We start from the raw sequence: 13,795 nt of genomic DNA on the forward strand, positions 1-13,795 counted from the left end.
CGCATGCAACCAATTTTTGGAGTTGAACGTATAATAAGGGGCTGTTGATGAAAATACCAAACTGGCGGCTGAATACGCTGATAGGCCTCAATTGCTTTATCCTTTTTTTTCTACTGTTCGAACACCTTGTCCGCGTGCCGGTATGGATGCAGGTTATCGGAAGAGTACATCCGATGCTGCTGCATTTCCCGATTGTCTTGCTGCTGATGGCCGGTATATTTATCAACTTCAGTCGACAGTTGGAAAAGACGCTATCCATAAAACCGCTGATCCGAGAAACCTTATTTGTAGCTGCATTGACCGCCGCCATAACGGTAATTATGGGTCTTCTACTTGCCCAGGAGGAAGGGTATGAAGGAGGTAATTTGCAGTGGCACAAATGGACAGGTGTGGGTATTTCTTTTTTATCGGGGGTGCTTGTGTGTGCTCAGGGACTTCAATATACCCGCTATCGATTCTGGTTTGCTGCGGTTACCAACTTATGTCTGTTGCTGGTGCTGATAGCCGGACATTTTGGGGCGGCGTTGACACACGGCGAACAGTTTGTATTTGAGCCCCTGAAACAAAATAATACGGAAGTATTCGACATCAACACCGCGCAGGTGTTTGATGATGCCGTACTTCCCATACTGAAAGCCAAATGCCTGTCGTGTCACAATGCAGGGAAATCAAAAGGTGAATTGATTTTAGCGGATTCCGCCTCGATGGCAAAGGGTGGTAAAAACGGAGTGTTGTTACAGGCAGGAAATCCGATGGAAAGCCTGTTAATACAGCGGTTGCTGTTAGATATCGAACACGAACATCACATGCCCCCTAAAGGCAAGCCGCAACTGACGCCGGAAGAACTTACGTTGCTTCAGGCGTGGGTAGCCAAGGGTGCCCAATTTAATCTGCCCGTAGCGATGCTGAATGCCGATGACAGTCTCCTGTTGGCCATTGGAGCGGTTTATCCGATCCATAAGGAGGAAAATTTTGATTTCCCCGCGGCGGATGCGAAGCAGATCGAAAAACTTTCAACACCCTATCGGGTGATCCGTGTATTAGCAGATGGATCACCGGCACTTTCGGTGAGCTTTTACGGAGCGGGCTTTTATACCGACCAAGCGTTGGCGGAGCTGGAACCGATCGCACAACAGATCGTTTCGTTGAATGTTGACGGTATGCCCATCGGCAAGCAAGGATTGGAGACAGTCGCGAAATTCAAAAATCTCCGTGATATCAATTTGAATGATACCCCGATCGATGATGCAGGCCTGACGGCATTGCATGCACTGCCCAAATTGGGTAGCGTCAGATTAAGTGGAACGGCTATTACGGCCGCTGGAATCAAAGAGTTGCTGGCCAACGACGCATTACGGCGGGTGTATATCTGGAATACACCCATTACCAATGAAGAGGTCTCCCAATTGACGGCTTCGTTTCCAACGAAGGTTGTTGAAATGGGCTTTGTCGATGATGGGCAGACAACGTTATCGTTGACGGTACCGCAGATCACCCCGGCGCGGACTTTTTTCCGCGATGAGCTGCAGATTACGATGAGTCACCCCATCCCCGGTGTAGAAATCCGCTACTCGCTGGATGGAAAGGAGCCGGATAGTTCGAACAGCACCGTATTTGATAAGCCAATTTCGATCCGAAGCAACCAACAATTATCGGTGAAAGCATTTAAGGAAGGATGGGCGCCAAGTCCCACCATCGTGCGCGGGTATGTGAGATCGGCGAAAACACCGGACCGTATTGTGATGGAAGGCCGGCCCCATTATTTATATCCCGCACGCAGGGAAATCTCGTTTTTTGATTTGGAGAGTGGAGGTAACAACCATGCCGATGGAAAATGGCAGGGGTACCTAAAGTCGCCTTTGTCGGCCGTAATGCATTTTGATGAACCAACGGCAATCGATACCTTGACGCTTAGCGTGATGCAAAACTATCAAGGGATTACGTATATGCCCGTTTATGCACCGGAGTATATCGAAGTATGGGGAGGCGCCGATACAACGGAAGAAAAATTATTGGCAAAGTTATCACCCGTACCGGGTAAACCCGAACAACTGGAAGGGCATAGGCTGATCGATTGCCCCATCCATACCACCAACCTGCGCTACCTGAAACTGATTGCCCGGCCTTACCGGAAGATTCCTGATGGATATCCCGGTGCGGGCGGGGAGGCCTGGTTATTTGTCGATGAAATTATTTTAAAATAATTTTTATAACTTGTATATACAAGTTGATTTAATGGTTATATTTGTGTTATGAAAACTTATAGATTAAACAGACTCTTTAACAGGAGCTCAGGCAATTGCTTTGATGTAGCCATAGACCACGGGTTCTTTAATGAGTATTCTTTTTTGCAGGGTATTGAAAGCATCAAGAATGCCGTGGATGTGTTGGTGGATGCAGCCCCCGATGCCATTCAGCTTACGGTTGGTCAGGCACATTATCTACAGTCCCTTCCCGGACGGGAGAAACCGTCACTGGTTTTACGTACCGACGTAGCCAATGTATACGGTAAGCAATTGCCGCGTACCTTATTCAGCCGGATGATCGAAAATCCGGTAGAGCAGGCGGTCCGTTTGGATGCCGCATGCGTCGTCGTGAACCTATTCAGCATTCCGGATGAACCGGAGGTGACCGACCAATGTATTCAGAATATATTGAAGATAAAGCCTGAGACGGAACGTTATGGTATCCCGCTGATGGTAGAGCCGCTGGTATTCCGCCCAAACAGCGAAGCCGGTGGGTATATGGTGAATGGCGACCCGGAAAAAATCATTCCATTGGTGAGGCAGGGCGTGGAACTCGGTGCGGATATCATCAAGGCGGATCCTACCGATAACGTGAATGACTACCATCGCGTCGTAGAAACTGCAGGAGACATTCCGGTATTGGTACGTGGTGGCGGAAAAGCGAGCGATGAGGAAATCCTTCAACGTACCTATGGTTTGATGCAGCAGGGGGTGAGAGGCATTGTATATGGAAGGAATGTAATTCAGCATGCCAATCCAAGCGGAATGACCCGTGCGTTGATGGCCATTGTACATGAAAAAGCTAAACCAGCCGAAGTAATCGGATTGTTAAAATAGGCATAAATGAAAACAGTAAACATAGGCATCATTGGCGGCGGATTGATGGGACGCGAGGCGGCGAGCGCATTTGGACGCTGGTTTGCCTTAAAGGATTTCCCCGTGCGGGTTCAGCTTACCGCGGTTTGCGATCTGAATGAAAGCATATTATCTTGGTACAAACAAATTGACAGTGTTTCGTTGCTGACAACGGACTACCGGGAACTGATCAACAGTGATCAGGTGGATGTGGTATACATTGCCGTTCCGCATAACCTGCACCGTGAATTATACATTGATATCTTGCGGGCAGGCAAAGATTTGCTGGGTGAGAAACCTTTCGGTATTGATCAGGAGGCAGCGGAAGCGATCGCTGCCGAGGCGACCAAGTTAGGACGATTTGTGCGTTGCAGTTCGGAAATGCCTTTTCTGCCCGGACCACAGCGGGTTATCGCCGAAGTGCAATCCGGAAGATTAGGCCGGATATTTGAAGTCCGGTCGGGTTTCCTCCACGCGAGCGATATGAATGCGCAGAAACCGATCAATTGGAAGCGCCAATCACAATATTGCGGTGAAATCGGTGTGATGGGAGATTTGGGTATGCATGCATTGCATGTGCCGCTTCGGTTAGGTTGGAAGCCGACCAAGGTGTTTGCCCAATTGCAAAAGATCATCACTGAGCGGCCCGATGGAAAAGGGGGAATGGCGGTATGTGATACCTGGAACAATGCTACATTGAGTACCCAGGTAGAAATCAATGGTGAGCAGGTGCCCATGCAACTGGAAATGAAACGACTGGCACCGGGTGAAACAAATACTTGGTACATTGAGATTTACGGAACGGAAGGCGGTGTGCGGTACAGCACCAAGGATACGAAAGCCTTTTGGCAGTTCACCAATGGCGCCGAGCAGTGGTGGAAGCGCACGGACCTCGGATTTCAAATGCCCTTTGAAACCATCACGGGTGGTATTTTCGAAGCAGGCTTTCCGGATTGTTTCATGCAAATGTTCGCGGCTTATATTGCAGAGCGTGAAGGTTTGTTGGACGGGAAGTTTGGCTGTGCAACGCCTGAGGAAGCCGTGGATAGCCATCGGGTATTTAACGCAGCGTTGCGTTCACAGGAAACGGGTACGTTCGTGAATGTCTCTTTCCCTTCCACACTTGTAGTATGACCCCGGTAACAAAAAAAGAAAAGAAGTAATCAATGAAACGGTCAGAGATAAATTATGCGGTGCGTTCTGCGATCAATTTTTTCGAACGCAATGGTTGGGCATTGCCACCCAATCCCGCGTGGGACGTAACGGATTTTGGATTAGGGATTTTTCGTAAGGAAGGGCTGGTATTGGTGAATCTTGCCGCAGAGCCCGAATATTGTGAAAAGCTGATGTACGCCTGGAGAGACCAGACCACACCGGCACATTACCATAAGCAGAAAAAGGAGGATATTATATGCCGAGCGGGTGAACTCGCGGTTACGTTGTGGGGAGAAAATCCCGAAACCGTTGAACAGGAATTTATAAACGTTAAAATCAACGGTGAATATCGTCCAATTAGCAATGGCCAGCCCATTGTGTTAAAAGCAGGTGAACGCATCACGATTACTCCGCTGCTTTGGCATGCATTTTATCCGGTTTCTCCCGAGTGTATCATTGGCGAGGTATCTACCGCCAACGATGATGAAAACGATAATTTCTTTTGGGATACCGAGATCGGACGATTTCCCGAAATCATAGAAGACGAACCTCCGTTGGTGAAGTTGCTGAATGAATAATCCATTGACCATGTCGAAAAATCATACGAATCGGTCGGGGCTGCTGGTAGCGGGCAATTGGATATTGGATCAGGTGAAACTGATCGATAAGTTTCCGGCGGAACAATCCCTTGTCAATATTCTGCATGAGTACACGAGTAATGGCGGATCAGCCTATAATATCCTGATGGATTTAACCAAACTGGAAGCTCCCTTTCGGTTGGAGGCAGTCGGTTTGGTTGGAAACGATTTCAATGGTATACGGATTGTAGATCATTGCCGCGAAGCGGGTATTGACGTGCGGCAATTGCAAATGATACCTGACATACCGACCTCCTATACCATTGTGACTTCCGTTAAGCAGACGGGGAAACGCACATTTTTCCATCATCGGGGAGCCAATTCCCTATTGGATATGGATCATTTTGATTTCCGGATTTCAAATGCAAAAATCTTTCACCTGGGATACCTGCTTCTACTGGATCGCCTGGATGAAATTCAGCCAAACGGAAGGACCAAGGCTTCGTTTGTGTTAGAGAATGCCAAAAAAGAGGGCTTTTTGACCTCCATTGATTTGGTGAGCGAAGATTCGGATCGGTTCACAACCATCATTCCCTGTGCATTGCCTTACGTAGATTATCTTTTTCTAAACGAATACGAGGCAAGCCAACTTTCGGGGGTTAATTTAATGGAAGTAACAGACCCGGCTGAAATGGACAGGCGATGCCAGGATGTTTTTAAGGTCATTTTCCGGATGGGGGTCAGTGAGTGGATCATTATTCATCATCCGGACGGCGTATGGGCTTCACACCGTGATGGTCGTCAGTTATTCCAACCCAGTCTGCAGCTCCCCCAGGAGAAAGTCATAGGGGCAAACGGTGCAGGCGATGCACTTGCCGCCGGTGTTTTGCTGGGTATACACGAAGGTTGGAATATGGAAGCATGCCTTGATTTGGGCGTTTGTGCAGCAGCAGCCAGCTTATCGCATGTAACGTGCTCCGATGGAATGCTTCCCCATACGGACTGCCTGGCACTTTCTAAGGTATATGGATACCGGGAAAAGAAAAGCCGGATCGGATGGGAAAGTTAAAATAAAAAAGCACATCCTGATTTGAAACGCTTATAATTGTAGGACATGAAGATGAAAATAATAGGTATGTTGGCAATAGCAGGCTGGTGTTTTGCCTGTGGCTCAACCATCCAAAAGGAGCGCGCTCCTATAGGGGTTGCCTTGTATTCGTTTAATCGCTTTTCGTTGAAGGACGGGTTAAAGAAAGCGAAAGAAAGTGGTGCAGCTTATGTAGAGGGTTTTTCTTTTCATCAACCGCGTGGAAAATTCGGGGAGAAATCATTTGCCGAACTGAGCGAGTCGGAACTTGCGGATGTCCAATCCCTGTTGCAGGAGAATGACTTGCACATGGTTTCTATGTATGCCGATGGTAAAACCCTTGATGAATGGCAGGTGTTGTTCGAAAAGGGAAAGCAGCTTGGTTTGAAGTTTCTTGTTGGCGAGCCGGAACCTCAGTTTTGGGATAAATTGGATAGTCTATCGGCAGATTATGGAATAAAACTGGCCCTCCACCAACATAGGAAAGGACAAAGCCGCTTCTGGCACCCTGATTCCGTTCTAGCCGCTTTAAAAGGGCATCCGCATTTTGCGGTATGCGGTGATTTGGGGCATTGGGTGAGAAGTGGCCTAGATCCGGTGGAATGCCTAAAACAGTTGGAAGGACATTTGGTAAGCATCCATGCGAAAGATCTGGATTCCTTCGGGAATCCGGAGGCGGCTGACATAAAAGTGGGAACCGGAGTGATTGACTACAAGGCGGTATTTACAGAACTAAGGCGTCAGAAGTTCCAGGGGTTTATCTTTGTTGAATGTGAGCACGATTGGGATAACAATTTCGATGAAGTAAAAGCAGCAGTCGATTTTCTGAGCCGACAGGAATAGATGTAATGATAGTTGAGGAAAACAGGGTAAAAAAGTTGGAGGTACCGGGTTGTATACTCGGTGAAAGTCCAATGTGGCATTCAGGTCGCGGTAGTGCCTTTTGGGTGGACATCCTCGGAAATACCCTTGTTGAGTATCAACTGGGCGATGGCTTGGTAACCCAATACAAAGGAAGCCGGATGATTTCGTTCGTTTGTCCGGTCGGCGGAACTAACAATTTGCTCGTTGCCGGTGCGCAGGGTGGCATAGGTACGTATGATCTGAGGTCTCAGGAGCTGTCATTGATTTCCGATTTGAACCGGGAATGGGAAAATCACCGGTGCAATGATGGCGCAGTGGATTGCTTGGGGAATCTGTGGATCGGGACGACCCATATGGATCATGAGCCGGGTGGGGGGGATCTATATCGCATTTCCGACGCATGGCAGGCAGAAAAAAAAATTGAAAGGGTGTCGATCTCTAATGGAATATGCTGGTCGGCCGATAACCGGACCCTATATTACATAGATAGCCCGACGAAAGAAATTAGGGCATTCAGGCACGATGCAGTGACCGGTAAGGTTGCTTTCGATCGGTTAGCGGTGAAAATTTCAGCATCCATGGGTTTTCCGGATGGCATGTCCATGGATGTTGCAGGAACCATTTGGGTAGCTATCTGGGGAGGAGGGGGTGTAGGCGGATTCAATCCGATTTCGGGAGCGATGGAGCATTGGATTCCCATACCGGCACCTCATGTGTCGTCCTGCGCGTTTGTAGGCCCTCATTTGGATTACTTGCTTGTGACGACTGCCCAGAAGGAAATGGACGATGAACAACTGGCGCAATATCCCGATAGCGGGTGCACCTTCCTGGTAGCGATGGAGGTGCCTGGATTGCCTACTTACGATTGCCAATTGCCGACGTAAGGAAGTGTGATGATCGCATTGACAAGCTTGAATGCGTAACAACTATAAATTCAGCATTATGTATAGATATCAGTTTTTTTTGGCGGCATTCTTCCTGTTATTGAGTGGCGTGTCAATTGCCCAAGAGGGCAACAATGCCACAGATGGGTGGATATCACTGTTTGATGGAAAGACATTGAATGGGTGGAAAGTGAACGAACATCCCGAAACATTTCGCGTGGAAGACGGAGCGATTGTGGTAAATGGCGAGCGATCACATCTTTTTTACGCTGGCGATGTGAATAACCACGATTTTAAGAACTTCGAATTGAAAGTGGACGTAATGACGTTCCCGGGTTCAAATTCAGGGATTTATTTCCATACACAATTTCAGGAGGTAGGTTTCCCGGAGATAGGCCATGAAGTACAGGTAAATATTTCGCATACCGATTGGCGCCGATCGGGTAGCATTTATGGCATTGTCCATGTTGATACGGTTCCGGTGAAGGACAAGCAGTGGTATACGCAACACATTATTGTACAGGGCAAGACCGTCCGGATTCTGATTGATGGAAAGCTCATCCTGGAGTATAATGAACCGGATACAACGATAAAACCCCATACCGGGCATACGATTTCAAGCGGGACTTTTGCGTTGCAGGGGCACGATCCGGGTAGTAAAGTGCTGTTCCGCAACATTCGTGTAAAGATACTTCCCGATTAATGATTCCTGTATCCCGGCCCATACCGATTACTCCGTCCCAGTCTTTTGCGGTGAAACACTTGCGGGGGGTGGCCTGCAACATTCCCTATCATGTGCACGATGCGCATGAATTAATACTCATACGTTCGGGCTCGGGAAGCTTTTATGTGGGTAATACCATCCGGAAGTTCCAGGCTGGTGATGTGTTTTTACTGGCTCCGGGAGTACCGCACTGGTTCAAATGTGAACAATTGGCTGGATGCGATGCAGAAGAAGATGAATTTATTGTTCTTCAGTTTTACCGGTCATTTTTGGGTGAAACTTATTTTGATCTTCCAGAGCACGGAAAGTTAAAGCGATTGTTTACGGCGGAGGGTTTGGCCTTAACATTTAAAGAGCTGACACGGGATTCACTGACTGAATTTATGCTGTCAATGCCGCACGCCATCGGGCAGGGACGGCTGCTGTTGGTACTTCGGTTGCTTGCCGTGTTGGGCGATAATCCGAGTTGCGCGCCGTTGCATTATACAATATCCACAGAAATGGACCTGCAGGGCAAAGAGACGCTGGGCCGTATCCAAACGTATGTTGCGGATCGGATACGTGATCGGATTTACCTCGAAGAGGTAGCCGGGTTAGTGAACATGAGTGTTCCTACCTTTTGCCGTTACTTTAAACAGTGGACGGGAAAAACACTGACAGACTTTGTACAGGAAATGCGGGTGGAACATGCGTGTGAGTTGCTGAAAGGTACCTCATTGTCGATTCAAAAGATATGCCGGGACAGTGGATTCCAATCTACGGCTCATTTCATCCGGTTGCTTAAGCGGCTGAAGGGAATGACGCCCCAGGAGTTTCGGAAAATGTTTACATAAACAGGTTAAGTTCTTTTAAAAAGCCCTTCTTTTTGGTAGTTTTACCAAAATCCAATCATCATGCACGCTTTTATGTTTTGTTCTGCTACGTTGCTGGCCGTTGTTATCTTGGCTGTCGGATGCGGGGGAAATGCAAACCACAGCGAGAAAAGCGCGGTCCGTGAGCATCCAAACAAACCCATCGAAAAGCTTGCCGGAGATGTAGACGTTGTGCCTACAGCTGAAATGCTGGATAAAGGAAGGGTATTAATGTCTTATTCAGATTGCTTTACCTGTCACAAAGAAACCGATCGAAAGCGTGGCCCTGCCTTTCAAGATATCGCGGCCCGTTACCCAATGAACAGTAATTACATCCGTGTCCTTGCCAAGCGGATTATTTTAGGGGCCAAAGGTTCATGGGGAAATGTTGTGATGCCGCCCCATCCGGCGGTTTCGGAAGAAGACGCCGAAACGATGGTTATGTACGTTCTTTCGTTAGACAGGAAGTAGTTCCCTAAGATGATACTGAAATTTGCTGCTTGTATACACAAATCATGTCAATTGCTTTGACGGTGCAATTCGTGTAAAGTTGTTGTTTTAGCGATTATTCATTGATTTTCTGTTTTTTCTTGTATATACAAGTATAATATATATCTTTGTTTAGGTAGAAGGATAACCAATTTTTTGAACCTGTTAATAGATATATGCTGGGGTATGAAAAACGATCATTCAACATCACGTAGAAAATTTTTACGCACCGCTGCAACCGCAGCTATCGGTGTACCGTTTATTTTGGAATCCGCATCCAAAGCGTTTGCGGCGCTGCCCAAAGAAAAGCTTCGGCATGCCTGTATCGGTGTCGGCGGTATGGGAGGGCATGACCTTCAGAACTTCAAATCTCATCCGAATGTAGAAATCGTCGCCTTGTGCGATGTCGATGAAAACATCTTGCAAAAAGCTGCCGAGCTGGTACCCGGCGCACGTCTCTACACGGATTGGCGCGAACTTCTAAAAAAAGAGAAAAACAAGATTGACTCCGTTAATGTAACGGTACCCGATCATAATCACTTCATTATTGCCATGAGCGCTATTAAGGCAGGTAAACACGTGTATTGTCAAAAGCCTATGTGCCATGATGTTGCAGAAGTGCGTGTGCTTACACAAGCAGCTATAAAAGCGGGGGTAATTACACAATTGGGAACCCAGATAGCCTCATCCATTGGTGACCGGACGGGTGTTCAATGGATTAAGGAAGGTATTATCGGAAAAGTGAAACATGCTTATCTATGCTCGAACCGCTCGGGCATAGCGGGATACCGTCTTGAGGGGCCACGACCCGTACAAGGCCAGGAGGTACCTTCCGGTTTGCATTGGGACAATTGGATTGGTACGGCTCCCATGCGACCTTATGCGCCATCTATTTATCATCCGGCAATATGGCGCGCCTGGCAGGATTTCGGCACGGGGTGGTCGGGCGATATCGGCTGTCATATCTTCGATGCCGTTTGGAAAGGATTGGGCATGACATCGCCGATATCTGTAGTGGCAGAAGTGCAGAAATCCTGGAAGGATTCACCGGATCGTCGGGCCGATACATGGCCGCAAGGCAATCACATTACTTGGATGTTCCCCGGTAACGACCGGACGGCATCCAAAACGCTTCCTGTAGAATGGTTTGATGGTGAATTCTACCCTCCCGAAGAGGTACGCGCGCTGTACCCGGGCGAGAAATATCCCGAAGAGGCAGCTATGCTGATTGGTACCGAAGGGGCACTACTTATTCCGCATGGGGGAACACCGGTACTGCTTCCGGAGAGTAAGTTCAAGGATCATAAGCGTCCGGATTTGGAAGAGCGGAATCATTACCATCACTTTGTAGATGCTTGCTTAGGCGGACCAAAAACCGAATCGCATTTTGCACAGACCGGACCGATGACCGAGGCCATACTTTTAGGGACTGTAGCGATACGTGTGCCGGATACGGTATTGGAATGGGATGCAGTTAATATGAAATTTCCAAATTATCCGGATGCCGAAAAATACCTGCGCCGTACGTATCGAAAAGGTTGGCAGGTAGATGGATTTAGTTAGCGACAAATACAGTTTCAGTCTTTTTTGTGTATACAAGATAGTTTTTTAGTTTTGTGAGGCAAGTGGATGGTTGGCCATGCAGGCCACAATCATTAAACTTGAAGTTCCAATTATTAATTCTCGTTTAAAGAATCAGATGCTTTAACAAAAACAAATGGAGAAAAACTATTCATCGTTACCATCAGGAAGTCGCCGTTCTTTTTTGAAAACCGCAGGTGTGGCTGTTATCGGCGGCAGTGTTGCTTATCACTTCGGCATGCCCTATGCGCTGGGCAATGTTCCGGGGAGAAAAGAAGTGCTAAAAATTGGTCTCATAGGTTGTGGTGGCCGCGGTACCGGAGCAGCGATCCAGGCAATTAAATCCGACCCCAATGTGATACTCACCGCAATGGGCGACGTTTTCGAGGATCGGATGGAACAATCCTACGAAGCGTTGTCCAAGGCGATTCCAGACAAGATCAAGGTTAAAAAAAGGGACAAGTTTCTGGGTTTCGACGCCTACCAGCGGGTGATTGATTCGGGCGTTGATGTGGTGCTTTTGACCGCGCCGCCAGCATTCCGGCCGGGTCATTTTGCCGCTGCCGTAGCTGCAGGCAAGCATGCCTTCTGCGAAAAGCCGATGGCAGTTGACGCGCCCGGTGTCCGGTCGGTATTGGAATCCGCACGAAAAGCAAAAGAGAAAAACCTCGGAGTTTTTGCAGGCTTCTGTTTCCGGCACGATGCAGCAAATCAAGCAGCCTTTCAGCAGATCCTGAACGGCCAGGTGGGTAACGTACGGACAGTTACCGGTTTCCGCTACGGAGGTGAATTACCCAGCGACTATTCGAAGATGCAGGGGACTGGACTGGAATATCAATTGCGTAACTGGTACTATCAAAATTGGTTATCCGGAGATTTTATCGTTGAGGTGGCGTGCCACAGTGCGGATATGATGAGTTGGGCACTGGGCGATGAAATGCCAATAAAGGCGATTGGATCGGGAGGACGTCAACAGCGGGTAGAGGAGCGATTCGGTAACATCTACGACCATTTTGCCATTGAATACGAATACCGGGAAGGTGTCAGAGGATTTCTTTTCACCCGCCAGCAGCGGGGTGCCTTTTCCAGAAATACCATCGATGTAACCGGCAGTGAAGGAGACGCGCATTTGGTGATGGGACAACTTCATGAAATCCGAGGGAAACATCCCTGGAAATTTGATGGCAAACCAAATAACATGTTTCAGGCAGAACACGATGCGTTCTTTGCTTCGATACGATCGGGAAATCCCATAAACGATGGCGAATGGATGGCCAATAGTACCATGATGGCCATTTTGGGTAGGATGGCTGCTTACAGCGGTCAGGAAATCACTTGGGAGGAAGCCCTCAATTCCAACCAGGTATTGGGGCCGAAACTGGAAGAATACGATTGGGATTTGCAATGGCAGTCACCTCCTGTAGCGATCCCCGGCGTCACTAAAGTGCTGTAAATGATGATAAAAATGGGATACTGGTTTCCGTGGTCAACGTCAGACATGCTGATCTGCTGTCTGTTGCCCCTACTGGCCTTTGGGCAACTGATTGCACAAGAGACCGATTTTTCCGATTACCAACAGCCGCTACCGGGGTCTGATCTGTTCATTGACATGGTGGCAATCCAGGGTGGCGTGTTCAAGATGGGAAGTCCGGCAGATGAGAAAGGGCGTCGGACCGATGAGGGGCCTCAAGTTGACGTACGTGTGGCACCTTTTTGGATTGGGAAGTATGAGATATCCTGGGACATATACGAGTATTTTATCTACGAATCCGGTGACCCAACGGTTGCACAGGAGTCTGCATTGCAGGATGTAGACGGGATTACCCGACCTACACCGCCTTACTTGGATATGACCATGGGAATGGGGAAAGAGGGGAAGCCAGCGATTGCCATGACGCATTATAATGCCATTCAGTTTTGCAGGTGGTTATATACCCGGACGGGTGTTTTTTACCGACTTCCAACGGAAGCAGAATGGGAATATGCGTGTAGGGCTGGCGCCGAAACCGCCTTTTTTTTCGGTGACAACGGAGATGATTTGGGAGATTACGCGTGGTACGCTGCTAACAGTGAGGGAAAAACCCACGTAATTGGCACAAAGAAGCCAAATGCTTGGGGTCTGTATGATATGTTGGGAAACGTTTGTGAATGGACATTCGATCAGTATGCCCCAACTAGTTATAAGCAATGGGGAAAAGTTGAGCCCATTGATAATCCTGTAAATCCACCCGTGGAATTGTATCCGCACGCGGTGAGAGGTGGATCTTTTCAGGACGAAGCTGAAAACCTTAGGTCTGCGGCGCGCGCGTATTCAGACCCGAGCTGGAAGGAGCTGGATCCCCAAACACCGAAAAGTAATTGGTGGTTTCCCTTTACGCCCTTTGTCGGGTTGCGGATCGTTCGTCCGGCCGTACAGCCCTCGCCAGCGGAAATCGAGGCTTATTACACCATTGAACCCATTCCGGAATATTAAATAAAAAA

General features: G+C 48.2%; 13 protein-coding genes. All 13 read left to right on the forward strand.

The genetic code is table 11. The annotated features are described in order from the left end of the window. Positions 1-47: 47 nt before the first annotated feature. The 13 genes from IEX60_RS01935 (at position 48) to IEX60_RS01995 (ending at position 13,787) form a co-directional block, all read left to right on the forward strand. The gene (locus IEX60_RS01935) at positions 48-2,204 is read left to right on the forward strand and encodes a chitobiase/beta-hexosaminidase C-terminal domain-containing protein (RefSeq protein ID WP_188746813.1); all 2,157 of its coding nucleotides are present in this window, start codon (positions 48-50) and stop codon (positions 2,202-2,204) included. Between the two features lie 48 nt (positions 2,205-2,252). After that, a complete protein-coding gene (locus IEX60_RS01940; RefSeq protein ID WP_188746816.1) occupies positions 2,253-3,083 on the forward strand; it encodes a class I fructose-bisphosphate aldolase in 831 nt (276 codons plus the stop codon). 6 nt (positions 3,084-3,089) lie between these two features. Continuing rightward, the gene (locus IEX60_RS01945; RefSeq protein ID WP_188746819.1) at positions 3,090-4,235 is read left to right on the forward strand and encodes a Gfo/Idh/MocA family protein; all 1,146 of its coding nucleotides are present in this window, start codon (positions 3,090-3,092) and stop codon (positions 4,233-4,235) included. A 32-nt stretch (positions 4,236-4,267) separates the two neighbouring features. Further along, positions 4,268-4,834 carry a D-lyxose/D-mannose family sugar isomerase gene (locus IEX60_RS01950; RefSeq protein ID WP_188746821.1) on the forward strand — a complete coding sequence of 189 codons (567 nt, stop codon included), beginning with the start codon at positions 4,268-4,270 and terminating at the stop codon, positions 4,832-4,834. 10 nt (positions 4,835-4,844) lie between these two features. Continuing rightward, positions 4,845-5,903 (forward strand): carbohydrate kinase family protein, encoded by a 1,059-nt coding sequence (locus IEX60_RS01955; protein ID WP_188746822.1) that lies wholly within the window; start codon positions 4,845-4,847, stop codon positions 5,901-5,903. A 45-nt stretch (positions 5,904-5,948) separates the two neighbouring features. Beyond that, positions 5,949-6,764, forward strand: a complete 816-nt coding sequence (locus IEX60_RS01960) for a sugar phosphate isomerase/epimerase family protein (RefSeq protein WP_188746824.1) — start codon at positions 5,949-5,951, stop codon at positions 6,762-6,764. A 5-nt stretch (positions 6,765-6,769) separates the two neighbouring features. After that, positions 6,770-7,669, forward strand: coding sequence for an SMP-30/gluconolactonase/LRE family protein (locus IEX60_RS01965; protein WP_262892302.1), 900 nt, complete (start codon positions 6,770-6,772; stop codon positions 7,667-7,669). A gap of 58 nt (positions 7,670-7,727) precedes the next feature. After that, positions 7,728-8,372, forward strand: a complete 645-nt coding sequence (locus IEX60_RS01970; RefSeq protein ID WP_188746828.1) for a 3-keto-disaccharide hydrolase — start codon at positions 7,728-7,730, stop codon at positions 8,370-8,372. Further along, the gene (locus IEX60_RS01975; RefSeq protein WP_188746829.1) at positions 8,372-9,226 is read left to right on the forward strand and encodes an AraC family transcriptional regulator; all 855 of its coding nucleotides are present in this window, start codon (positions 8,372-8,374) and stop codon (positions 9,224-9,226) included. Before IEX60_RS01970 ends, IEX60_RS01975 begins: the two co-directional genes overlap by 1 nt. Before the next feature lie 60 nt (positions 9,227-9,286). Then, entirely contained in the window at positions 9,287-9,715 is a 429-nt protein-coding gene (locus IEX60_RS01980; protein WP_188746830.1) for a c-type cytochrome, read from the forward strand. Positions 9,716-9,919: 204 nt separating this feature from the next. Further along, positions 9,920-11,296 (forward strand): Gfo/Idh/MocA family protein, encoded by a 1,377-nt coding sequence (locus tag IEX60_RS01985; protein ID WP_188746831.1) that lies wholly within the window; start codon positions 9,920-9,922, stop codon positions 11,294-11,296. A 154-nt stretch (positions 11,297-11,450) separates the two neighbouring features. Beyond that, positions 11,451-12,767, forward strand: coding sequence for a Gfo/Idh/MocA family protein (locus IEX60_RS01990; RefSeq protein WP_188746832.1), 1,317 nt, complete (start codon positions 11,451-11,453; stop codon positions 12,765-12,767). Then, complete coding sequence (locus IEX60_RS01995) at positions 12,768-13,787, forward strand: formylglycine-generating enzyme family protein (protein ID WP_229717359.1); 1,020 nt, start codon at positions 12,768-12,770, stop codon at positions 13,785-13,787. Positions 13,788-13,795: the final 8 nt, after the last annotated feature.

The organism is Parapedobacter defluvii, assembly GCF_014642075.1.
Classification (GTDB): domain Bacteria; phylum Bacteroidota; class Bacteroidia; order Sphingobacteriales; family Sphingobacteriaceae; genus Parapedobacter; species Parapedobacter defluvii.

What these genes read in the sequence shown, in the direction of transcription:
- IEX60_RS01955 (WP_188746822.1), top strand. Translation starts at nt 4,845, where the DNA reads ATGTCGAAAAATCATACGAATCGGTCGGGGCTGCTGGTAGCGGGCAAT.
- IEX60_RS01965 (WP_262892302.1), top strand. Translation starts at nt 6,770, where the DNA reads ATGATAGTTGAGGAAAACAGGGTAAAAAAGTTGGAGGTACCGGGTTGT.
- IEX60_RS01950 (WP_188746821.1), top strand. Translation starts at nt 4,268, where the DNA reads ATGAAACGGTCAGAGATAAATTATGCGGTGCGTTCTGCGATCAATTTT.
- IEX60_RS01960 (WP_188746824.1), top strand. Translation starts at nt 5,949, where the DNA reads ATGAAGATGAAAATAATAGGTATGTTGGCAATAGCAGGCTGGTGTTTT.
- IEX60_RS01975 (WP_188746829.1), top strand. Translation starts at nt 8,372, where the DNA reads ATGATTCCTGTATCCCGGCCCATACCGATTACTCCGTCCCAGTCTTTT.
- IEX60_RS01945 (WP_188746819.1), top strand. Translation starts at nt 3,090, where the DNA reads ATGAAAACAGTAAACATAGGCATCATTGGCGGCGGATTGATGGGACGC.
- IEX60_RS01990 (WP_188746832.1), top strand. Translation starts at nt 11,451, where the DNA reads ATGGAGAAAAACTATTCATCGTTACCATCAGGAAGTCGCCGTTCTTTT.
- IEX60_RS01995 (WP_229717359.1), top strand. Translation starts at nt 12,768, where the DNA reads ATGATGATAAAAATGGGATACTGGTTTCCGTGGTCAACGTCAGACATG.
- IEX60_RS01935 (WP_188746813.1), top strand. Translation starts at nt 48, where the DNA reads ATGAAAATACCAAACTGGCGGCTGAATACGCTGATAGGCCTCAATTGC.
- IEX60_RS01980 (WP_188746830.1), top strand. Translation starts at nt 9,287, where the DNA reads ATGCACGCTTTTATGTTTTGTTCTGCTACGTTGCTGGCCGTTGTTATC.
- IEX60_RS01940 (WP_188746816.1), top strand. Translation starts at nt 2,253, where the DNA reads ATGAAAACTTATAGATTAAACAGACTCTTTAACAGGAGCTCAGGCAAT.
- IEX60_RS01970 (WP_188746828.1), top strand. Translation starts at nt 7,728, where the DNA reads ATGTATAGATATCAGTTTTTTTTGGCGGCATTCTTCCTGTTATTGAGT.
- IEX60_RS01985 (WP_188746831.1), top strand. Translation starts at nt 9,920, where the DNA reads ATGAAAAACGATCATTCAACATCACGTAGAAAATTTTTACGCACCGCT.